Raw genomic sequence first — 20,487 nt, 5'->3', positions numbered from 1 at the left:
GAGAGGTCGGCGCGTCCGGGCGATGCGAAGCATCGTCCCGCGCGCCGGGTGAGGGCTTCCTCCTCTTGGGGATTGTCCCATTGCGGAAGCACCCTCTCCCCAACCCTCTCCCGCAAGCGGGAGAGGGAGCGCACCTTCGTCGTTGGGCGATCAAGCCTCAATTCATCACGCTCTAGCCGCCGGAGCGACCTGCCAGCCGCGCTCGGATATCCGGCTTCAGCACCTTGCCGACCTTGGAGCGCGGCAGATCGTGCCAGACTTCGATCTGCTTCGGTGTCTTGACGCTGCCGATCCGCTGCTTGACGAAGGCCGCCAGCGCCGTCGCATCGACGCTCTGGCCGGCACGGGGCTGCACCACGGCGACGATCCGCTCACCCCATTTCTCGTCCGGAAGGCCGATCACGGCGCAATCCTGGACTGCCTCGTGCGCCCGCAGCGCGTTCTCGACCTCGATCGAGTAGACGTTGAACCCGCCGGTGATGATCATGTCCTTGGCGCGGTCGACGATATAGAGGTAACCCTCGTCGTCGACGTAGCCGATGTCGCCAGTGTGGTGCCAGCCATGCGCGGAGGCCTCCGCCGTGGCTTCAGGGTTTTTGTAATAGCCTTGCATCACCAGCGAGCCGCGAACCACGATCTCGCCGCGTGAACCGGTGGGCAGCAAATTGCCGTCGCCATCCATGATGCCGGCCTGCACCAACGGGCTGATCCGCCCCGCCGAGGCGAGGCGCTCCATCGCGATCGTGCCGTCAGCATTGTAATGCTCGCCGGGTGCCATCATCGAAATCATCATCGGCGCTTCAGTCTGGCCGAACAGCTGCGCCATCGGCCCGATGCGCTGGAGCGCCTCCGCAAGCCGTGCGGCCGAGATCGGTGCCGCGCCGTACCAGAAGCATTGCAGAGACCCGAGCTTCGTGGAGTCGAGCCTGGGGTGATCGAGCAGCATGTAGATCAATGTCGGCGGCAGGAAGGTGTGCGTGACACGGTAGCGCTCGATCAAATCGAGGAATTCGGCGATGTCGGGGTGATGCATGATCACGATGCGGCCGCCGAGCGCCATGATCGGAAAGCACAGCACGCCGGCCGCATGGGTCAACGGCGCGAGCGCGAGATAGACCGGGCGACCCCTGAAGGGATAGCCCATCAGTGTCAGTGCCGTCATGGCCTCGATGTTGCGGCCCGACAGCATGACTCCCTTCGGCTTTCCGGTGGTGCCGCCGGTGCCGGGAATCATCGCGAGATCGTCGACCGTCTCGCGTTGATATGGGTGGGTGGGGAGGCCAGCGAGCCAGCCGTCGAACGAGGGCGCGAAGGGCAGCTCGGCATCGAGGCAGACCAGGACGCGCAGCTTCGGCAGCTCTGCACGCACCGCCTCGACCATCGGCGCGAAGCTCGAATGAAACAGCAGCAGGTTGCAGTCGAATTGGTCGAGGATGAGCCGGTTTTCGGCCGCCTCGTTGCGCGGATTGATGGGGCACCAAACCGAGCCCGCGCGGGAGATGCCAAACACGCATGCGAACGCGACCGGATCGTTGCCGGAAAGAATTGCGACCTTCTCGCCAGCAGCAATACCCGATCGCGCGAGTCCGCGCGCGACCCGGTAGCTCAGCAACTGCACCTCGCGATAGCTGAGATCGCGCCCGTCCATGGTCAGGCACGGCGCATCGGCGCCGAGCGAGGCACCTTTGTCGAGGTAATCGATAAAGCGCATGATCAATCCCCGAAACGGCTGGCGGGTGGCGCGCGACCGCGCCACCCGCGATCCTGCTCAGTCGTGCACGGTGAGGATCGGTCTGCTGACCAGCCCGAAGCTCCGCAGCTGGCCGAGGAGCTCGTGGTGACCGAAGGCCTGGCAGCCCGAGGCGAAGCCCACGCGCTTGGGCGGCTGCTGCAGCAGGTGCGCCGCGGCATAGGCCTGCAGCAAGCCGGTCTGCTTGTAATTGCTGTTGCCGTTGATGACGCAGTGCGCGCGCCCCAACGGGCCGGAGGCATGAACCGAATCCAGCGACTTGTTGACGCGCGGGTTCTCCCGCGGCGGCATGGTGTTCATCACGCCGGCGGCAGTCTGCGCCAACGCGGCATAGCGGTCGTCGGGGCTCATGTCCTTGGTCGCATCCAGCGCGGCGGCGACGATCTGCGGCACGCCCAGCATCAGCGCGCGGTTGAACACGCCGCCCAGCACCTTCACGTTGGCGACGCGCGGATCGCGCTTGAACCACACCGGGTGCGAGGTGCCGCCCCAGGGCAGCGCCAGCGCCAGCTCATGCTGGCCGGGGATGGCGAGGTTGTAGAGACCGGCGTCGGGCTGATGCTCGACATACTTGTTCTGTTCCAAATAGTAGGCTTTTGCCATCGCGGCGTTGACCAGGATGGTCTGGGTCGAGGCGATGGTCGGGCTGCCGCCCCAGAACACGGCGATATCCAGTGTGTCGAGGCCGGGCGTCTCCAGGCACAGCTGCGCGGCGATCTCGCCGGTGGTGTACATCTGCGCGATGCCCGGCGCGAGCAGCGGGCCGGCATTGGCGAACTTGGTGCCCCACTCCTGCTCGAGCGTGATCAACCAGTCCTGCTCGCCTGTCGTGTCGGTGTAGTGGCACCGGGAAGCCCAACAGGCCTGCACCACCTCGCCTCCGAACCTGGCGAAGGGACCCACGGTGTTGAGCACCACCGAGGCGCCGTTGAACAACTCCGTCAGTGCGCTCACGGTGTGCGGCACTTCCACCACCTCGTAGTCGGCGGTCTCGATGCCGGCCACGTTCGCCTTCATTGCGGCGTTGAGCTTCTCCGCGCTGCGGCCGGCGGCGATGAAGGGGATGTTGTATTCGCGTAAGTATTCGCAGACCAGGCGGCCGGTATAGCCGGACGCGCCATAGACGATGACGGGCTTCTTCGCGCTCATGCTCGTTCCTCCGAAATGTTCGTTGTCAGGTTTGCAGCTCACATGCCCATGCCGCCATCGACCGGCAGTCCGATGCCGGTGATGAAGCGCGCCTCGTTCGAGCACAGGAACACCGCGGCATTGGCGATGTCGCCGACCTCCGCGAGCTTGCCGAGAGGCGTCTGCTCCACCACTGAACCCACCGCGGCGTTGACGTCGGGCGCGAGACCGATCTTCACGATGTCGTTGGCCAGCTGCAGGCCCATGTCGGTCGGGATCAAGCCGGGATAGATGCAGTTGACGCGCACGCCATAACCGAGCTTGCCGGCTTCCATCGCAGCGACCCGTGTCATGCGATCGACCGCAGATTTGGTGCCGGAATAGACCGCGATGCTCGGGAAGGCGATCGTCGCCGCGACGGAAGCGATGTTGACGACCGCGCCGCCTTTGCCCGCCGGTCCGCCCGGCCGCATCGCGCGGAAGGCGTGCTTCATGCCGAGCACGGTGCCGACGATGTTGACGTCGCACATCCGCCGCGCATCCTCGGCTCTGATCTCGCTGACCAGCGACGTGATCTCGATGCCGGCATTGTTGATGAGGATGTCGTAGCCGCCGAGGGTGGCAATGGTCGCGGCAGTCGCTTTCTCCCACTGCGCATCGTCGGTGACATCGAGATGCACGAAGCCGGTCTTCACACCGAGCCTGGCGATCTGGCCGGCGCTGTCCTTGCCGACGTCATCGAGAATGTCGCCGATCATGACCGCCGCACCGGAGCGTGCCAGTGCCTCTGCAATGGCGGCTCCTATCCCGCGGGCTCCGCCGGTGACCAGGGCTTTGCGGCCATCAAGACTCTTCTCACTCATCGCACGTCCTCCCTTTGCTTGGACTGATCTGTTGGACTGATCTGTTCGCTGATGATCGGTGCGTGCTGCGGCTGGCAGCACGGTGCCGGCGCGGTTGCGCAACGGCATGCGAGTCCGTTCCGGCGGCGCGGCGCCGGTGGGTGCATTTCCTCCATTTGCTGGCGTCTTGACGACTGTCCAAATTTCTTGGCGCGCACACTCCTCCCGGGACTTGACAGTTGTCAAGGTAAAAATTTGACACTTGTCAAAGAGGATGGTCTGTAGACGATGACCGACGATGTGATCGTGGTGGCCAAGAGACGGGAGACGGCGCGACGATGGCGCGGCAAGCGACAGGGACGGCGAAGCGAGAGGCCGTGGCGGAGATCGTGCGGGACGACAAGTTCAACGCGCGGCGCATCGAGCTCGCCGAGGCCGCGCTCGAAACGCTTGGAGAGCTTGGCTTCGCCCGGACCAGCCTGCGCGAGATCGCGCAGAACTCGGCGTTCACGCACGGCGTGTTTCACTATTATTTCAGCGACAAGCTCGACCTGATCTGCTGCTGCGTTCGCCACTACAAGGCGAAGTGCGTGACGCGCTATGACGAGGTGGTCGCGACCGCAACGAGCCGCGACGAATTGACGGAGGGCTTCCTCGCCAAGCTCGCAGCAACGCTGCAGAACGAAGCCCGCATGCACCGGCTTTGGTACGATTTGCGCTCGCAGGCGATGTTCGAGGCGGCGTTTCGCAAGGATGTGCTCGAGATCGACAAGAGCCTGGAAGCGATGATCTGGCGCATTGCCTCTCGCTATGCCGAGTTCGGCGGCAAGCGGCCGGCGTCGTCGCCAGGCGCGCTCTATGCGCTGTTCGACGGTCTATTCCAGAGTGCGCTGCTCAAGCACCTCGCGGGTGACAAGACGGCGGTTCCCGAACTGCTCGACGAAGTCCGGCGCCTGCTGCCGACGGTCTGCTGAAGCGCACGAGCGGCTCGCACGAAGGCGTCAACGCTCGAGACCTGCACGTTGAGCCATCCAAATTGATCGTCCGACTCGAAACTGCTTAGATGCGGCATGCCGCCGAAAGTGGAGCGTCTCGCCAAGCAGCAATTGTGGTTTCCGGCCGGGCGCTATTTCCTGCGCACCATCAAGCGCGATGACGCCTCGCAGCGCTGGGCGGATTGGCTGTCCGACCCCTGGACGGTGCATGTCCTCAACACGTCACCGCGCGCGATGACCAAGGCTGATATCGCCGACTACATCAAATCCTTCGATCAGCGCGAACGGCTGCTGCTCGGGATATTCGAGCGCGGCAGCCGCATCCATGTCGGCTTCATTCGCCTCGACATCAACGCAGCGGCGAGCGAGGCGCTCGTCAGCGCCGTCATCGGCGAGAAGGAGCACCGTAACGGCGGAGCAACGGCGAACGTTTTCGTGCCATTGCTTCGGTTCGTGTTCGACGCACTCGAGCTGAACCGCGTCCGCGCCTTCGTGCTGGAGCGGAATCAAACGACGATCGAGTATTTGTTGAAGCTCGGCTGGACGCTCGATCCTGAACCTGAAAAGCCGGTGCGATCACATAGCGACGGATCCCTGCTGGTCCTGCGCCGGATGACGTGGGACCGGCCAGGTTTCCAAGCGTATCAGAACACCCGGATCGGGCAGCGCATCATCAAGCGTTTGGAGGCGGCTCGGGGCTGATGCCGTCTCCTGTCCAGATCGCTCAATATTTCGCGACCATTGGCGATCCACCAAAGCGATAGTTGATGCCGACCTTCACGATGTCGATGTCCTGACGGATATCGATGAAAGCAGTCGTTGGGCCGCTCGGATTGAAGAAACCCACGCGCTTGCTGTCGAAGCCATAGTGATCGTACTCGACCAGGGCCGACCAGTTCGGAGCAAAGGCCCACTCGAAGCCAACCCCTGCAGTCCATCCAATCCTGTCGGTGCTGGTGCTTGCACTACAGGCGGTAGGGGCTAGAAATGTTCCACAAGGGACGCCGCCAATGAAGACAAAATTGTCCAGGCTGTAGCGATCATGCGCAAAGCCGACGCCGCCTTTGCCGTAAACAAGAAACCGATCCCAGGTGTAGCCGACACGGCCGGTGACGCTCGCAACCCAATCCGTTCGACTTGAGAGCGTTGCCGGATTTCCGGCCTTGCCTCCGAAGAACGGATCGTTCGCAATGCCACGAATATCCGTCGCCGTGAAATCGCCTGCGATACCGATCAGCCAATTGCTGGAAAACTGGTAGTCGCAGCCCGCCTGCGCACCACCGACCACGCCGACGTCGCTATTCACGCCGATCCGGTCACCGGGCACCAGACCGGTTGTCATGGGCCCGAACAATGCGAATCCCGTGATAACGCCCGGATCGGTAAAGCCCGTCCTGCTCGCACCTCCGCCGACATGGCCACCGAGATAACAGCCGGTCCAGCTGAAGGGGACAGCAGCCGCGACCGGGGCCTTGGTGTAGGGACGGGCGCCCAGATCGGCCGCCTGAGCGGAACCTGCGGCAATCAGCGCCGACGTCGCCAGAAGCAGTCTTTTCATCGTGCATTCCCCGAACAATCAGCAATTGAAATCTCAAGCACGGTACACCGGCCGGCTTTCGGGCGCTGTATTCGGCCGGCAACACTTCGATGGTTTCGAAAACGGTGTTTGTTCCGGGAAGGAATTGGATATCGCCCCGACGTCGCCTCGAGCCCAGAGACGGCGCCTCAAGCCCAGCCCGGATCGCGCGGCGAAGCTCAGCTTCCGAAAGCTTCCCGCCTCACCGCCCCGGAATCAGCGCCCGGATGATCTCCGGCTTCCAGGTTTGGCGCGCGCTGTCGAAGGCCGCGAAATCGTGGTCGAACTGCCAATAGGCCCAGGCCCAGCCGAGCCGCTCCGCGCTCCGTGCCACGAACGACAAATATCGCGTTCGGGCTTCGGCTGGAGCGGCCTCGTACACGCCGAACTCGCCGAGATAGACCGGGCGCTTTTCCCGTTCGGACCAGGATTTGACCTTCTCGAAATCGGCGCGCGCCTTCTGCTCCTCCTCCGGCGCGCCCCAATCGAGCGGGCCGATCTGCGAGAATTTCGGCGACCACGGTGCGCCCTGATGGGTGAAACGGAGCGGCGCGTAATAGTGAAACGTGACGATGAGGTTTCGGTCGTCTGACGGCAGGACCAGCTCCTCGACGGGCATCTCGTCGACGTTGAGGACCGCAGCGATCACCGACCGCCGGGGGTTGGTGGCGCGGATGATGCCGAGACACTCGTTCAGAAGGGCGTTCCAGGCGGCGGACGTCATCTGCCCGCCCGGCTCATTGAGCACCTCGAAGACAAGGCTCGGATATTTCCCGGCATAGCGCGCGGCGATCTGCGTCCAGAATGCTTTCAGCTTCTCGGCGCAGCCGGAGACGTCGCGCTGACAGACATGGGTATCGTGCTCGTCCAGGATGGGGATGAGATTCCGGGCGAGCACCTCCTCGATGACGGCATCGAGCCGCCTCAAGACGACTTCGTCCAGCGCATTCCCCGGGTTCATGAACTTGAAGCCGAAGAAATTGATCCGAACGTGCGAGAACCCGGCGCGCCTGATCGCAGTGAGATTGTCCAGACGAAATGGCGCGTTCCGGCCTCCCTCCCAGATGCCGTCGTAGCCAAGGATGTTGATGCCGCGTCCCAATTTTGGGGGAACGGATTTGGCCTGCCCGGCTGCCTCTGCCGGGGAGCAGATCGCAAGCACCGATAGCGCCAAGGCGAGACCGAAAGCTGCCGCCCAGCGGGCGCAGATGGCGTTCATCCTGCCTGCTCCATCATTGCTGCAAGCCTTGCTGCGGCACCGGCCGACAGACTGCGAAGAAGAGTGCAACGAGCAGCACCGAGGTGAACATCGTGGAGCGAAGGAACATCGTCTCGGTGAAATTCGATTGAAAGCTGAGGACGACGAATCCGATCACGAGAGCGCAGTGGCGACGATCGATCGACCGGGTGGCGATCAAGTAGAGGACCTTTTCTGAGAACAGATAGACGCTCGCGACGAACAGCACGTATCCCAGGAAACCCGTCTCCATCGCCACCGCAATGTAGCCGCTATGGTAATTGTCGAGCACCCAGCCGTGGTTCTGGTTGAAATAGTCGTAAATCGCAGGGCGCGTCCAGAATCCGTTGATGCCGAAGCCCAGCAGCGGCGCGTCGTTGAAATGGCTGATGGCGTACTGCCAGATGAACGTCCGCTCGGTCAAGTTGATGGTCGATTCGCCGAGATGGATGGAATCGTACCCGGTGACGTAGAAATACAGGATCAGGAGTGCAGCCAGGATGCACATGATGACCGGCAGCACCGCGTAGATCCTCATGCAGCGGATCGACCACATCGAGGTCACGAGCAGTGCGCCCGCGGCAATCGCGACGGCGCCGGCACCACGGGATTCCGAGGCGATGACGCATGTCGATGCCAGGAGAAACGTCAGGAGGAAGACGATCCAGCCCTGGCCCGTCATCTTCTGATAGAAGGCAAAGAACATCAGATAGGCGCTGATGAAGCCGAGCGTCTGCTTCGATTCGTAGATTCCCTGCCACTGGCCGCTGTGCATCCAGCTCTGATCGACGCCGATCTCGGGCACGAAGACCGCACACAGGGCCGAGGCGGCGACCAAGATGAATAGCCCCAGCGCCGTCGCTCCGACGATCTCGTCGATATCGATCCGCGTGATGAGGCAGTACGCACCGAAGGTCGTGACCACGAGGGCCGCGCTCTTCATGATCGCCGCAGTGGCGAGGCCGCTCCAGAGCACGGAAACAGCGGCGAGAGCATAGAATGCGACGAGCGCGATGAAATCGGGATTGGGCTGCACGCGCAGGCAGGGACGCACGAAGGCACTGGCGTAGATCAAGATGACCCACATCAGGAGCGCAACGACCTGTTGCACAAAGCTCCATTCTGCGGGAAGCAGCGCGGGGTGGAGGACACCCATCGACGCGATCACATTGACCGTGATCGAGCAGCGCATCACGTTTCCGGCCAGCTTTTCCACGCCGACGCTGGGCGCTTGCCAGATCGCGCTTTCGTCCCCCTGGGAATCGTCGGTGTGCAGGCTGGTCACGAGCTGACCGCTCTCACCGGCCCCGCACGGGCATCACCACGCATATCGTACGACGCCCTTGCCGGCGTAGCTGCGCGTGACGTTCGAGAACTCACCTTCAAACGTTGCAGCCGCGGACCAACCGTTCAGCCATGCCTTCTCCGCCGACGCGCTGACGAGCACGGCATCGGCGGCCTGTGCGGCGCCATTGACCACGAAGCTCGAGCCGGGCAGCGCCTGGAAGGTTGCTCCGATCGAGCGATCAGGGTTGAAATCATGCGCCCAGGCAAGACGGCCGCGCAGCGTGGCAATGCCGTCGGCCATGCCGAAGGACTTGTCCGTGCGCAGGCCGAGTTCGCTGCGGCTGGCGGTGACAATCTTCGAAGCGTAGCTGAGCGCAAAGGTGTCGTTGCCGGTGACCGCCCGCTCCGTATAGGCCGGCAGATCGAACGCCGTGAACTGGGCCGCGGCATAAGGCGTGATGCCGACGCCGCCGATCCAGGGCGCGACGAAGCGATATCCACCTTCGAGCCGGCCGGAATAGGCGTTGGCCTTGAAGCGCGCCTGGAGATGGTCGGCACCGGCGATGATGACCGTGCGATCGGTAGTAATGTCCTGCCAGCCATAGGCGAGCGCGCCCGTGACATAGGCCGCGCCTGCATGGTGCCGCACGAACGCGCCGGCCTGGAACAGGTCGGAGCGGCCGGTGCCGCCATTGGCCACCGAGAAGCTGGTGCCCCCGCCGGCGAGCGCGAAGCCCGCAACGGTATGCGGCGAGAGCCAATAGTCGGCGCCGGCGACTGCGCCGGCGATGCGGCTGGTTGCATTATTCGAGCCGATTTGCGCGTTGCCGTCGGTGGTCTGCGAGCCACCAAAGCCTGCGGCCCATGCGCTCCAGCGGGATTCGAAGGTCTGCGCGGGCGGCGCCTTGCGGGAGATCGCCGCGTAGGCGTCACGCTCGGCACCGCTGCGCTTGCGGCCACCGGCATACGCCGGCGCATCGCCAGCGTATCCCGTCACACCGGCTGACGCGTGAGGATCGCCGCGCCCGGCCAGGAACGGGTCGGTCAGCGTGCCCATGAACTGGCTCATGGCGTTGAAAGTCGTCTGCTGCGAGCCGGTCGCAGTCTCGCCCGAGGCCTGCGTCAGGGCGTTCATCAGCGGCGTACCGGCCATTGCGAACAGGGCATTGAAACCCGCCGGCAGCGCCGCGCCTGTTATCAATGGCGCGTCGATCCCCGCCGCAACGTTCCGCACATTGACGCTGGCATTGCTGGGGAGCGAATACGACAGCAGGCCGGGATCGAGCGTCAGCAGCACGTCGTTGCCGACATAGTTCAGCCGGGCGTTGCGCGCGAAGCTGTTTGCGGTCAGGAAATCCACGCCCGTGAAGGTGCCGCTCACGTTGCCTGCGCTCGCGATCGTGTAGGTCGTCGTCGTCGCCAGGCGCGCCAGCGGATCCACCACCACCTTGCCGCCGAGGCCGGCCGTGCCGGTGACGTTGAGCCGGTCGGCGCTGTGACCGGCGGCGTCCACGTCCACCATGAACCTGCCGCTCGCGCCCTGAACGAAATCGCCGGTCAGCGTCGTGGTGCCGACCGCGCCGACCCCAAGCGGAGCCAGCATGCCGCCGTTGCTCAGCAGATTGCCGGCGCCGAGATCCACCGTCGCGCCGCTGTTGAACACGCTGCCGGACAGGTTGTTGAAGGCGTTGTTGCCGCCGCCGAGCACGACATTGCCGCTGACGATACCGGAATTGTTCACGGTGTCGTTGCCGGTGCTTGCCAGAACTGCATCGAGACCGCCCATGATTCTGGCCGTCGCACCGATGCTCACGGTATTGGTTGCGCCGCCGTCCAGCCGGATGCCCGCGAGCGCGCCCGACACGACGCCGCCGCTGGCCGTGACCTCGAGATTGCCTCCCCCGCTCGCATAGATGGCGTTGCCGGACGCGGACGAAACCGTGCCGGTGCTGTTCACGGTGACATTGCCGGGCGCGTCAGCGCGGATGCCGTCGGCAAATGCGCTGATGGTCCCGCGGCTGGTGACGGAGGTCACTCCGGCAATCGTTACGGCGTGAATTCCTTCGCCTGCGGAGGAGACGATGTCGCCGGCACTATCCACAGTCGTAAAGTATCCGAACACGTTCAACATGCCCGCAAAGATGCCGTAATCGGTCGCGCTGATGTTTCCCCGGCTGGTGACCCCGACTGCGGCTTGCCCGACGATGTACATGCCGGAGCCGTGGCTCACGGCGATGTTGCCGACGCTGTTTACCCCGACACCTAGTCCGGTCGCGGCGATGCCCGTATCGCGGGCAGTGAGGTCGCCGCGGCTGGTGATGCTAATGCTGTCCCCCGCCGCTATGAACAGTGCGTTGCGTCCAGCCGAGATATTGCCGTTATGCACGACCGTCGCGGAGGCGCTCGAGTTGTCGATGTAGATTCCGTCGAGTGTCACCGCCATGTCGCCGCGTTGCGAGACAGCGATTGCGCCGAAGACGGAATATGCAGCGATCCCACTGCCACCTGTGATGTTTCCCGTGCTGCTGACGGTGACCCCAAAGACGGCGGCGGCCAGAATTCCGCTAGCAGTGGCGTTGATGTTTCCGAGTGTCGTGACACTTACCGTGGCAGCGCCTGTTTCGGCGAACACCCCGTAGGTCGTCCTGGACGTGATGTCACCCGTGTGCGCGACAACGATGTTGCCGTTGCTTCCTCCAGGCCCTTGGTATCGCGCGTGAATGCCGTCGCTATACGCGTCGATCGTACCGCTACTGGTGATCCTGATGTCGGTCGTACCGAAGAAACCGCCGGTCGTGGTGACGTAGATACCGGCGCCGCCGGCCGAGCTGATGTTGCCCGCGTGATTGATCGTCACATCGCCGTCGGTCGAGGCGGAGACTGCATCGGTGATGCCTGTTGCCCTGATCGTCCGCAGCGAGAGATCACTGTTGATCGTAATGCTGCCACCGCCGCGATGGTAGGAAATGGCGGCGACGCCTAAAGCCGGCGCGATGTCGGTCGTCAGCGCATTGAGGTTGAGCGTGCCGACCGCGGCCTGGTCGAAATCCGCGGCCCCGATTCCAGCCGATTGATCGCCGCTGCAGGTGGCGGTGCCACCGACCGTCGTGCAGCCGCTTGGCCCGGCCAGCGCCGGCCCCGGCTGCGTCAGCCACAATGCACCGCTTGCCGCCGTGCCGAGGAGCGCCAGGCGCAAGCGCCGGCGCCCATGGAGCCGTTCTTCCGCCGCCGCGCCGATGCGCAACGGCGCCCTTCCATTCCGCATCACGTCCACTCAGTCCAAATGGTCTCGAGCGACTCTTAGCGGACCTTGACGCCGGCCAATGTGCCGTGCGTCTCAGGCGGGAAGATTTTCATACCGTCTACCTTGGAGATCACCGGGGCGTGGCGACACGGCCCAACGCGCGATCCAGGAGCCCGAGCGGATCGGACCCTCGACAGGCTGGAAGAAGGCGACGTTACGCCGCCGTTGCCGGCGGCAGCGCCAGCACGGAATAGATCGCCTGGGCATCGCGCGAGGCGCGGAGCTTCTTGGCGATGTCCTGGTCGCGGAGCAGGCGGGCGATGCGGGCCAGCGCCTTGAGGTGATCCGCGCCGGCGCCTTCGGGGGCGAGCAGCAGGAAGACGAGATCGACCGGCTGGCCGTCCATCGCCTCGAAATCGATCGGACGATCGAGCCGCGCGAACAGGCCGAAGATCTTCTCCAGCTTGGGCAGCTTGCCGTGCGGAATGGCGACGCCATAGCCGACCGCGGTGGTGCCTAGCTTCTCCCGCTGTAGCAGCACCTCGAACACCGCGCGCTCGTTCTGCCCGGTCAGCTCGGCGGCCTTGGCCGCGAGCTCCTGCAGGGCCTGCTTCTTGCTGTTGACTTTCAATGCCGGGAGAATCGCCTCGGGTGCGACCAGATCGGTAATCGGCATGGAAGCTTTCCGAGGTGAATTAAACCGTCAGGTTCCGATTTGGCTGGCTTGATAGACCAAGCCCGGCCGGCGTCAATAACATGAAGCAGGAGGGGGACTTAGCCCAAGCCCTACCAAGTCCAGATGTGGGGGGCTTCTACTCCAACGCAATCCCGGTGCCAACTCCCGCGTGCGGCTTTGCCCCTGTCATTGTTAAGGGCTGGGATGGTACGGGTGCCGGCCCACGGGCCTAGCCGCCGGCCTGGCCGTCCACCTTGGCTCCCGGCGGGTCGATCCAGCCCACATTGCCGTCCGCCCTGCGGTAAATGATGTTCACCCGGCCGGACGAGCCATGCTGGAATACCAGGCAGGGTGCCCCGCTGAGGTCGAGTTCCATGACGGCTTCGCTGACCGAGAGCCGCTTTAGCGACGTGGTTTGCTCGGCGATGATGACGGGGCTGTAGCCGGCGACTTCGTCCTCGCCCTCTCCGGGCGCTTCCAGCACATAACTGGTGGCGTCGAGCGCAGCCATCGCCTCGGAGGCGGCATGGGCCTTGCGCGCGGAACGGTCCTTGAGCCGGTTCTTGTAGCGTCGCAGCCGCCTCTCGATCATCAGCAGCGCCTGGTCGGCACTGGCATAGGCATCCGGTGCGTTCGAATCGGCCTCCAGCGTGATTCCCGAATCGAGATGCAGGGCGCAATCGGTGCGAAAGCCGAAGCCGTCCTTGCTCAGCGTGATGTGGCCGGAATAATTGCCGTCGAAATATTTGCGCAGCACCTCGTCGGTGCGGTCGGCAACGCGGCCGCGCAGGGCCTCGCCGACGCTGATGCTCTTGCCCGAGATTCTGAGAGTCATGTGATGCCTCGCTTGGTTGGTGCCCAGCTTGGATCGGTCTCGATGGGGCATCGAGAGTAGCGCGATTTGGCGCCAGCGCAATCAGGCCGGTTCGGGATTGCGGGAGCGATCGGACAAGGCGGTAGAGAGGACGTTACCAAGAGCACTCTGCTTGTCGCGGCGGCGTTGCACCGAGGAGGGTATGCGCATGGCTTCGCGGTACTTCGCGACCGTGCGGCGGGCAATATCAATGCCCGAGGCGCGCAAGCGTTCCACGATGGTGTCGTCCGACAGGATCGCGGAGGGCTCCTCCGAATCGATCAGCTGCTTGATGTGGTGACGCACCGCTTCCGCCGAATGCGCTTCGCCGCCGTCGGCCGAGGCGATCGAGGCCGTGAAGAAATATTTCAGCTCGAATGTGCCGCGATTTGTCGCCATGTATTTGTTGGCGGTGACGCGCGACACCGTGGATTCATGCATCTGGATGGCGTCGGCGACCGCCTTCAGATTGAGCGGCCGCAAATGCGCGACGCCATGGGTGAAGAACCCGTCCTGCTGGCGCACGATCTCGGTTGCCACTTTCAGGATGGTGCGGGCGCGCTGGTCGAGCGCGCGCACCAGCCAGGTCGCGTTCTGCAGCGCATCGGTGAAATAGGACTTGTCGCCGTCCTTGCCGATCTTCTTCGACAGCTCGGAATAGTAGGTCTGGTTCACCAGCACGCGCGGCAGGGTGTCGCTGTTGAGCTCGACATGCCAGCCGCCGTCGGGACCCGGACGGACATAGACATCGGGCACCATGGTCTGCAGGCGCGCCGAGCCGAACTTCATCCCAGGCTTGGGATTGAGGCGGCGGATCTCGCCGATCATGTCGGCGATGTCCTCGTCGTCGACGCCGCAGATCTTGCGCAGAGCCGCGACGTCGCGCTTGGCGAGCAGATCGAGATGCTCGACCAGCGCCTGCATCGCGGGGTCGTAGCGGTCGAGCTCGCGCAGTTGGATCGCCAGGCATTCGCTGAGAGAGCGCGCGCAGACGCCGGGCGGATCGAACTTTTGCAGCACGGCGAGGACGTTTTCGACCTCGGCCTGCGACGCGCCCAGACGCTCGGCGGCCTGGCCGAGATCGGGCGGCAGATAGCCGGCTTCGTCGACGAGGTCGATCAGGTACTGGCCGATCATGCGCTGCGCGGGCGCGGTGAAGGCCACCGAGAGCTGCTCGGCGAGATGGTCCGACAACGTTGTCTCGGCCGCGACAAAAGCTTCGAGATTGTAGTCTTCGTCACCGGAGGCGCCGCCGCCCCATTCGGTATAGGTGGTCGGCGCCGCATCCTGGGCATTGCGCGCCGCAGCCTCGGCCGGCTCCTCGGAGAAGACGTTGTCGAGGCCGGTGTCCAGGGTCTGCTCGATCTCGGCGCGGGTGCCGAGATCCTTGCTCATCCATTCTTCCTGGCCCGGCTCGAAACCCTCGGCACTGCCGCTGAAGCCATCCTCGCCCTGGCCATCGCCTTGGCCACCCTCGGCATCGCCGTAACTGCCGGCCTCGGCCGGGGCTTCCGCGGGGGCCTCGTCACTGGCCCGCTCCAGCAGAGGGTTTCGCTCGAGCTCCTCTTCCACGAAGGTCGTGAGATCGAGATTGGACAATTGCAGCAGCTTGATCGCCTGCATCAGCTGCGGCGTCATGACCAGCGACTGCGATTGCCGGAACTCTAATCTCTGCGTAAGCGCCATGAAGCAAGAACCGTTCCCAAAAATGGTCCGATTTTTGCTTATCCTAGTCCGAGCCCGATGTACACGTCTTGACGAAACGCAAAAACGGGCTAAAGGCGGAATTCCTCGCCAAGGTAAAGGCGGCGCACGTCCGGATCAGCCACGATCTCATCCGGAGTTCCCTCGGTCAAGATTTCCCCGGCATAGACGATATAGGCACGGTCGGTGAGGCCGAGCGTCTCGCGGACATTGTGGTCGGTGATGAGCACGCCGATGCCGCGATTGGTGAGATGGCGGACGAGGTCCTGGATGTCGCCGACCGCGATCGGGTCGATGCCGGCGAAGGGCTCGTCGAGCAGCATATAGTTCGGCCGTGTCGCCAGCGCGCGCGCGATCTCGACGCGGCGGCGCTCACCGCCCGACAGCGCGATCGACGGTGATTTTCGCAGGCGCGTGATGTTGAACTCGTCGAGCAGCGAGTCGAGCTGCTGCTCGCGCTTCTTGCGCGAGGGCTCGACCACTTCGAGCACGGCGCGGATGTTCTGCTCGACGGTGAGGCCGCGGAAGATCGAGGCTTCCTGCGGCAGATAGCCGATGCCGAGCCGCGCGCGCTGATACATCGGGAGTTTCGTGACGTCGTGGCCGTCGAGTTCGATCGCGCCGCGATCGGCCTTGATCAGGCCGGTGATCATGTAGAAGACGGTGGTCTTGCCGGCGCCGTTCGGGCCGAGCAGGCCGACGGCTTCGCCGCGGCGCACATAGATGCTGACGCCGCGCACCACCTGGCGGCTGCCGAAGGCTTTTTCCACGCTATGCACAGCCAGGAAGCCGGGCCGCTTCAACAGCTGCGGCCCGCCGCCACCGTTGGGCCTGGCGGCAGTCCGGACCGGATGAACCGCCTGCGGGCGCGGCTCGGCCGGATAGTCGGCCTCGTAGTCACCCTGGAACTGGTCGGCCGCGCGCGGCTGGTCGCGGCCAATCGGTGGGGCGTCCCTAACAGGACTGGGCACGAGGCCGCTGACGCTGTCACCGAGCGCGGTGATGTCCTGACGCGCAAATCCTGGCCGGCCGCGCTTGGCGGGGCGCCGACGGAACATGCTGAAGAGATCGACCATCCCCGCCTTCTAGCCTTTCGCGTCGCGTTGCGCGTCGTCTTGCGCGAAATCCGCGCGATCTGCCGCGCCAGCCTGACCGATTCGCTGACGCAGCATGGGTGAAGGGGTGTCTCATGCCCAGTGAAACACGCCCGAAAAGCGGCGGACCCCGCTTCGAAAGCCTATCGCGCTAGATACAGGCTCGCCCGCCAAGCTTCAACCTCGGATCGCGAGCACCCGAGACAAGTTGTTGAATCTATTTCGGTTTACTTGCGCCGGGCAAAGGCAGGGCTGGACCTGCGCCAGGACCGGCCTGCGTACCGCATTTGCTGTTCTGGTCGAACAGGCCCCGCACCTTGCCGCTGTCCGATTCCACCCGTGAGACGCCTGTGGTCATGTCGACCACCAACCGATCACCTTGCAGCACGTTCTTGCACTGCGTCAGGACCACCTGGCCGCCCGCGCCGCCGAGCATGGTGATGAGGTTGGTCTTGGTGTCGAATACGGCGGTCTCGCCCGTCACGACCTGGTCCTTCTGGGTGACCACGACATTGCCGCGCGCCTCGAGCCGCTTGATCGAGGAGCTGCCGCCCGGACCCGGCTGCGCCGACTGCATCGGCGCCGATTTCGCGCCTTTCGCTGCGGGCTGTGGCGCGGCCGGCTTGTCGCCGCCGCCCGATTCGTAAAACACCACAAGCGTCTTCGAGGTCATGGTGGTGTCGCCCTGCACGACCTTCACATTGCCGGCGAAGGTGGCCTCCTTCTTCTTGTCGCGCATCTCGAGCGAGGCGGCTTCGATCTGGATCGGCTGATCGCGGTTCTGCGAAAAGCCCTGCATCGCATTGGGCACGCCCTGCATCGTGCTCTGCGCAAGCGCCGCACCCGTGACCAGCAGGGCGAGGCCGATTGCGAGCGCGGCCTTGCTGACAACAGCGTCACGCGGAAAACAGGTCATCATGAAAATCACTTCGAATTGGCAGATTTGTTCTGAGGCGTGCGTGTCTTCGTCGGCGCAGGCTCGGGCGGTGCAGGCTGAACAGCGGCGGGCTCATCCAGCTTGTCCAGATGCATCACCACATTGCCCTCGAAGCGGATGACGTCGCCGCCTTCGGTAATGCGCAGGCGATCCGCGCTCAGCGTGCCGTTGGTCAGCTTGACGTCGACGCGCTCGTCCGAGGAGACCGTGCCCTTGCCCATGTCGACGAAGGCCGAGTTCAGGCGCGCCTCGTAGCCGGTCGAGGTGCGCAGCAAGATGTCCTTGCGCAGATCGAGCTGCTGCTGCTTGTTGTCGAAGCGGCCGGTGCGGGCGTCGAGGAACAGGGTCGATTGATCCTCCATCAGCACCTTCGCGCGCAGGTCGTTGAGATCGACATGATCGGGATCGGTGATGTCCTGCGTCGCGGTCTTGGCCCAGAGCTCGTACGGCCGCTGGTCGGGCGTGTAACCGGCGAGGTGCGGCGATTCCATCGTGATCTTGGTGCCCGACACCACCAGATTTCCGCTATCGACCGGCAGCTTCGGCAACAGCATGCGGAACGGATTGAAAATCGAGACGCCGACGATGGCGGCCAGGGACAGCAGCACCGCACCCGGCACCGCGATGCGCAGAATCCGCACCAGGCGGCTGTGGCGCGCCGCGCTGGCGAACTTGGCCGCGAGCGCGGCGTCGTAGGTGGGATTCTGGGCCGAATTCACCTGGGTTCCTGCTTGCCTGGCTCCTGACGAGGAGCTCGCCGTGTCCGGTCGAGGGGGGCACCCCATTCTATCCGGCGCCGCCCAAATATGCAGCCGGCGACAGGCCGTTACGAAAGTGTCCGAAACGGGGCGGCAAGGCCCGGCCAATCGCCGCGCCGGGCGTTCAGGAATGCGCGAAAATGTCCTCTTCCGCCCAGCCCTGGAGGTCGAGCAGGGCGCGGGTCGGCAGGAAGTCGAAACAGGCCTGCGCCAGCTGGCTGCGGCCTTCCCGCACCAGCATGGCATCCAGCCGCTCGCGCAAGGCATGCAGATGCAGCACGTCGGAGGCGGCATAGGCGAGCTGCGGCTCGGTCAGGCTGTCGGAACCCCAGTCGCTGGACTGCTGCTGCTTGGAGAGGTCGATGTTGAGCACCTCGCGGACGAGGTCCTTGAGGCCGTGGCGGTCGGTGTAGGTGCGGGTCAGGCGGGAGGCAATCTTGGTGCAATAAATCGGCCCGGTCATGACGCCGAAGGTCTGGTACAGCACCGCGACGTCGAACCGCGCGAAATGGAAGATCTTCGTGACCGCCGGATTGGCAAGCAGTGCCTTCAGGTTCGGCGCGTCGGTGTGGCCCTTGGGGATCTGCACCACGTCGGCGCTGCCGTCGCCGGGCGAGAGCTGCACCACGCAGAGCCGGTCGCGGTGCGGGTTCAGCCCCATGGTCTCGGTGTCGATCGCCACCGCTCCGGTGTAGCGGGACAGGTCGGGCAGGTCGCCGCGGTGCAGGCGTACGGTCATGAAAACCTCGGGTCGAATCGGTGCGTCGATATCATAGGCTAGTCGAATGGATCGCGATGTAGCCAGTCGCAGCAGGTCACGCAAGCGGCGGCCGCGACCTTGCGGGCCGGTCAGATCGCGGCGAGCATGATGCAGACCATCGCCGCGACGGCGATGCGGCTGGGACCGTCCCGGAAAGCGTACAGGATCGGATCGTCCGGCATCTCGCGGCGATGCGCCATCATCAGGGCACGGCCGAACCAGTACAGCAGCAGCGGCGTGAGCAGCCACAGCATCCAGGGCCGGCTGTAGAGCGGCGTCACCGCCGAGGACGAGACGTAGAGCGAGAACACGGTCACCGCGTTCATGGCGCTCGCCGCCGCCATCGCGGCGATGACGTTAAGGTCGGTGACGCGATAGTCCCGGTTGGCGGGATCGGCGAGGCCCGCGCTCTCGCGCATGCTGAGCTCGCTGAAGCGCTTGATCAGGGCGAGCGAGGTGAACACGAACAGCGAGAAGATCAACAGCCATTCCGACAGCACCACGCCGACACCGACGGCGCCGGCGACGATGCGAAGCGTGTAGAGGCCGGCGAGCGTGACGATGTCGACCAGCATCTTGCGCTTGAGCGCGAGCGAATAGGCGATCGTGGTGACGAGATAGAGGCCGAGCACGCCGAGGAACAGCGGCGAGATGCAGAGGCTGGCTGCGAGCGCGAACAACCACAATGCGGGAACGGCCGACAGCGCCGACGAGATCGGCAAGTCGCCGGCCGCGAGCGCGCGGTGGCGCTTGGTCGGATGCTGCCGATCGGCGGCGAGATCGAGCAGATCGTTCATCAGATAGGCGCCCGAGGCGCAGACCGAGAACGCCAGGAACGCGAGCAGCGCGTAGCCCAGCGCCGAAAGGCTCAGCTGATGCGCCGTGAGCGCGGGCACGAACACCAGCGTGTTCTTGGCGTATTGATGGACCCGCAGCGCCTTCACCCAGGTGGCGAGGTCAGCTCTGCGGACCTCGCGATTTTCGATGCGCGCAATGGAGGCACGATCGAACGGCACGCTGCCCGCGGCGAGATCGGCCGACGTGACGACGCCATCGAAGCCGAGATGCGCTGCGATCGCCGCGGCATGAGCGGCGAGCCGATCCGCGACGAGATAGATCTTCGCCCCGCGCGCCCGTGCCGCCAGCGCCCGGTTCATCACATCGGAATCATAGGGCAGATGGGCGTAATCGATCTCCGCCCGCGCCAGGATCTTCGTGAGCGCCGCCATCCCGGCCCGTCCGCCCGCGCCGAAGCGCGCCAGCAGGCGGCCGGGGCTGGAGAACAGCGCCTCCAACAGCAGCTCGGACCGCAACAGGGCGCCTTCGAGGTCGATGACGAGGGTCCGGGCCGCCGACGGCTCGGACACGCCAGGATCATACTGGGAGGCACGCTGCTCCATCGGAAAACGCTCTGACTTGCCGCGACATGACCGGCAATTCGGCCGGGGAGCAGGAAATGGACGGCCAACCCTATGGGAACATTCGCTAAAGGCGGCTTAATTCGGTTGGAGAGGTGGGGACGGCTTCCGCCCCAGGCGCTGTTGCCCGGATCCCACAATCCGCCGCGAGCTTCCTGTCCCGGCAGAAACTTTTGCTTTCCGCGCCGTGGACATCGTCCCCGCCCACCCTATCTGCCAATTTCCCTC

17 protein-coding genes are annotated in these 20,487 nt (G+C 64.6%); 2 read left to right on the top strand and 15 right to left on the bottom strand.

Annotated features, from left to right (window positions below):
- Window positions 1-172 precede the first annotated feature (172 nt).
- From ACNJYA_RS01335 to ACNJYA_RS01325, 3 genes are read right to left on the bottom strand one after another with little or no spacing between them, the layout of a single operon-like run.
- Entirely contained in the window at window positions 173-1,711 is a 1,539-nt protein-coding gene (locus ACNJYA_RS01335; protein ID WP_439401897.1) for an acyl-CoA synthetase, read from the bottom strand.
- Window positions 1,712-1,768: 57 nt separating this feature from the next.
- The gene (locus ACNJYA_RS01330) at window positions 1,769-2,899 is read right to left on the bottom strand and encodes a DUF5938 domain-containing protein (RefSeq protein ID WP_439401896.1); all 1,131 of its coding nucleotides are present in this window, start codon (window positions 2,897-2,899) and stop codon (window positions 1,769-1,771) included.
- Window positions 2,900-2,937: 38 nt separating this feature from the next.
- Window positions 2,938-3,741, bottom strand: a complete 804-nt coding sequence (locus tag ACNJYA_RS01325) for an SDR family NAD(P)-dependent oxidoreductase (RefSeq protein ID WP_439401895.1) — start codon at window positions 3,739-3,741, stop codon at window positions 2,938-2,940.
- A gap of 317 nt (window positions 3,742-4,058) precedes the next feature.
- On the opposite strand from ACNJYA_RS01325, the gene ACNJYA_RS01320 reads away from it, so the two are divergent.
- Window positions 4,059-4,694, top strand: a complete 636-nt coding sequence (locus ACNJYA_RS01320; RefSeq protein WP_439401894.1) for a TetR/AcrR family transcriptional regulator — start codon at window positions 4,059-4,061, stop codon at window positions 4,692-4,694.
- A gap of 96 nt (window positions 4,695-4,790) precedes the next feature.
- Window positions 4,791-5,417: a GNAT family N-acetyltransferase gene (locus ACNJYA_RS01315; RefSeq protein ID WP_439401893.1), complete on the top strand. Its 627-nt coding sequence runs from the start codon at window positions 4,791-4,793 to the stop codon at window positions 5,415-5,417.
- Window positions 5,418-5,439: 22 nt separating this feature from the next.
- Here ACNJYA_RS01315 and ACNJYA_RS01310 read toward each other — a convergent pair whose 3' ends face one another.
- The 12 genes from ACNJYA_RS01310 to ACNJYA_RS01255 form a co-directional block, all read right to left on the bottom strand.
- Window positions 5,440-6,273: an outer membrane protein gene (locus ACNJYA_RS01310; protein ID WP_439401892.1), complete on the bottom strand. Its 834-nt coding sequence runs from the start codon at window positions 6,271-6,273 to the stop codon at window positions 5,440-5,442.
- A gap of 220 nt (window positions 6,274-6,493) precedes the next feature.
- On the bottom strand, window positions 6,494-7,510 hold the full coding sequence (locus ACNJYA_RS01305; RefSeq protein ID WP_439401891.1) for a glycoside hydrolase family 5 protein: 1,017 nt from the start codon (window positions 7,508-7,510) through the stop codon (window positions 6,494-6,496).
- Between the two features lie 13 nt (window positions 7,511-7,523).
- On the bottom strand, window positions 7,524-8,813 hold the full coding sequence (locus ACNJYA_RS01300; RefSeq protein WP_439401890.1) for an O-antigen ligase family protein: 1,290 nt from the start codon (window positions 8,811-8,813) through the stop codon (window positions 7,524-7,526).
- A gap of 33 nt (window positions 8,814-8,846) precedes the next feature.
- On the bottom strand, window positions 8,847-12,080 hold the full coding sequence (locus ACNJYA_RS01295) for an autotransporter outer membrane beta-barrel domain-containing protein (protein ID WP_439401889.1): 3,234 nt from the start codon (window positions 12,078-12,080) through the stop codon (window positions 8,847-8,849).
- Between the two features lie 193 nt (window positions 12,081-12,273).
- On the bottom strand, window positions 12,274-12,735 hold the full coding sequence (gene ptsN, locus ACNJYA_RS01290; protein WP_063681444.1) for a PTS IIA-like nitrogen regulatory protein PtsN: 462 nt from the start codon (window positions 12,733-12,735) through the stop codon (window positions 12,274-12,276).
- Between the two features lie 229 nt (window positions 12,736-12,964).
- On the bottom strand, window positions 12,965-13,570 hold the full coding sequence (gene hpf, locus ACNJYA_RS01285) for a ribosome hibernation-promoting factor, HPF/YfiA family (protein WP_172788623.1): 606 nt from the start codon (window positions 13,568-13,570) through the stop codon (window positions 12,965-12,967).
- 81 nt (window positions 13,571-13,651) lie between these two features.
- Window positions 13,652-15,274 carry an RNA polymerase factor sigma-54 gene (rpoN, locus tag ACNJYA_RS01280; protein ID WP_212257741.1) on the bottom strand — a complete coding sequence of 541 codons (1,623 nt, stop codon included), beginning with the start codon at window positions 15,272-15,274 and terminating at the stop codon, window positions 13,652-13,654.
- 89 nt (window positions 15,275-15,363) lie between these two features.
- Window positions 15,364-16,368, bottom strand: coding sequence for an LPS export ABC transporter ATP-binding protein (lptB, locus tag ACNJYA_RS01275; RefSeq protein WP_260381513.1), 1,005 nt, complete (start codon window positions 16,366-16,368; stop codon window positions 15,364-15,366).
- Window positions 16,369-16,603: 235 nt separating this feature from the next.
- Window positions 16,604-17,305, bottom strand: a complete 702-nt coding sequence (locus ACNJYA_RS01270; RefSeq protein ID WP_439401888.1) for an LptA/OstA family protein — start codon at window positions 17,303-17,305, stop codon at window positions 16,604-16,606.
- A gap of 5 nt (window positions 17,306-17,310) precedes the next feature.
- Window positions 17,311-18,042 (bottom strand): LPS export ABC transporter periplasmic protein LptC, encoded by a 732-nt coding sequence (gene lptC / locus ACNJYA_RS01265; RefSeq protein WP_439401887.1) that lies wholly within the window; start codon window positions 18,040-18,042, stop codon window positions 17,311-17,313.
- A gap of 163 nt (window positions 18,043-18,205) precedes the next feature.
- Window positions 18,206-18,820, bottom strand: coding sequence for a ribonuclease D (locus ACNJYA_RS01260; RefSeq protein WP_260373487.1), 615 nt, complete (start codon window positions 18,818-18,820; stop codon window positions 18,206-18,208).
- A 110-nt stretch (window positions 18,821-18,930) separates the two neighbouring features.
- A complete protein-coding gene (locus ACNJYA_RS01255; protein ID WP_439401886.1) occupies window positions 18,931-20,208 on the bottom strand; it encodes a UbiA family prenyltransferase in 1,278 nt (425 codons plus the stop codon).
- Window positions 20,209-20,487 lie beyond the last annotated feature (279 nt).

It is taken from the genome of Bradyrhizobium sp. BLXBL-01, from assembly GCF_051853025.1.
In the GTDB taxonomy this organism is placed as follows: Bacteria; Pseudomonadota; Alphaproteobacteria; order Rhizobiales; family Xanthobacteraceae; genus Bradyrhizobium.
Note: the sequence above shows the minus strand (reverse complement) of the source record. Positions and strands in the feature narration are given on the sequence as shown.

Bases quoted from the DNA above. Each gene is read 5' to 3' on its own strand.
- ACNJYA_RS01335 (WP_439401897.1), bottom strand. From the start codon at position 1,711: ATGCGCTTTATCGATTACCTCGACAAAGGTGCCTCGCTCGGCGCCGAT.
- ACNJYA_RS01330 (WP_439401896.1), bottom strand. From the start codon at position 2,899: ATGAGCGCGAAGAAGCCCGTCATCGTCTATGGCGCGTCCGGCTATACC.
- ACNJYA_RS01325 (WP_439401895.1), bottom strand. From the start codon at position 3,741: ATGAGTGAGAAGAGTCTTGATGGCCGCAAAGCCCTGGTCACCGGCGGA.
- ACNJYA_RS01320 (WP_439401894.1), top strand. From the start codon at position 4,059: ATGGCGCGGCAAGCGACAGGGACGGCGAAGCGAGAGGCCGTGGCGGAG.
- ACNJYA_RS01315 (WP_439401893.1), top strand. From the start codon at position 4,791: ATGCCGCCGAAAGTGGAGCGTCTCGCCAAGCAGCAATTGTGGTTTCCG.
- ACNJYA_RS01310 (WP_439401892.1), bottom strand. From the start codon at position 6,273: ATGAAAAGACTGCTTCTGGCGACGTCGGCGCTGATTGCCGCAGGTTCC.
- ACNJYA_RS01305 (WP_439401891.1), bottom strand. From the start codon at position 7,510: ATGAACGCCATCTGCGCCCGCTGGGCGGCAGCTTTCGGTCTCGCCTTG.
- ACNJYA_RS01295 (WP_439401889.1), bottom strand. From the start codon at position 12,080: ATGCGGAATGGAAGGGCGCCGTTGCGCATCGGCGCGGCGGCGGAAGAA.
- ptsN (WP_063681444.1), bottom strand. From the start codon at position 12,735: ATGCCGATTACCGATCTGGTCGCACCCGAGGCGATTCTCCCGGCATTG.
- hpf (WP_172788623.1), bottom strand. From the start codon at position 13,570: ATGACTCTCAGAATCTCGGGCAAGAGCATCAGCGTCGGCGAGGCCCTG.
- rpoN (WP_212257741.1), bottom strand. From the start codon at position 15,274: ATGGCGCTTACGCAGAGATTAGAGTTCCGGCAATCGCAGTCGCTGGTC.
- lptB (WP_260381513.1), bottom strand. From the start codon at position 16,368: ATGGTCGATCTCTTCAGCATGTTCCGTCGGCGCCCCGCCAAGCGCGGC.
- ACNJYA_RS01270 (WP_439401888.1), bottom strand. From the start codon at position 17,305: ATGATGACCTGTTTTCCGCGTGACGCTGTTGTCAGCAAGGCCGCGCTC.
- ACNJYA_RS01260 (WP_260373487.1), bottom strand. From the start codon at position 18,820: ATGACCGTACGCCTGCACCGCGGCGACCTGCCCGACCTGTCCCGCTAC.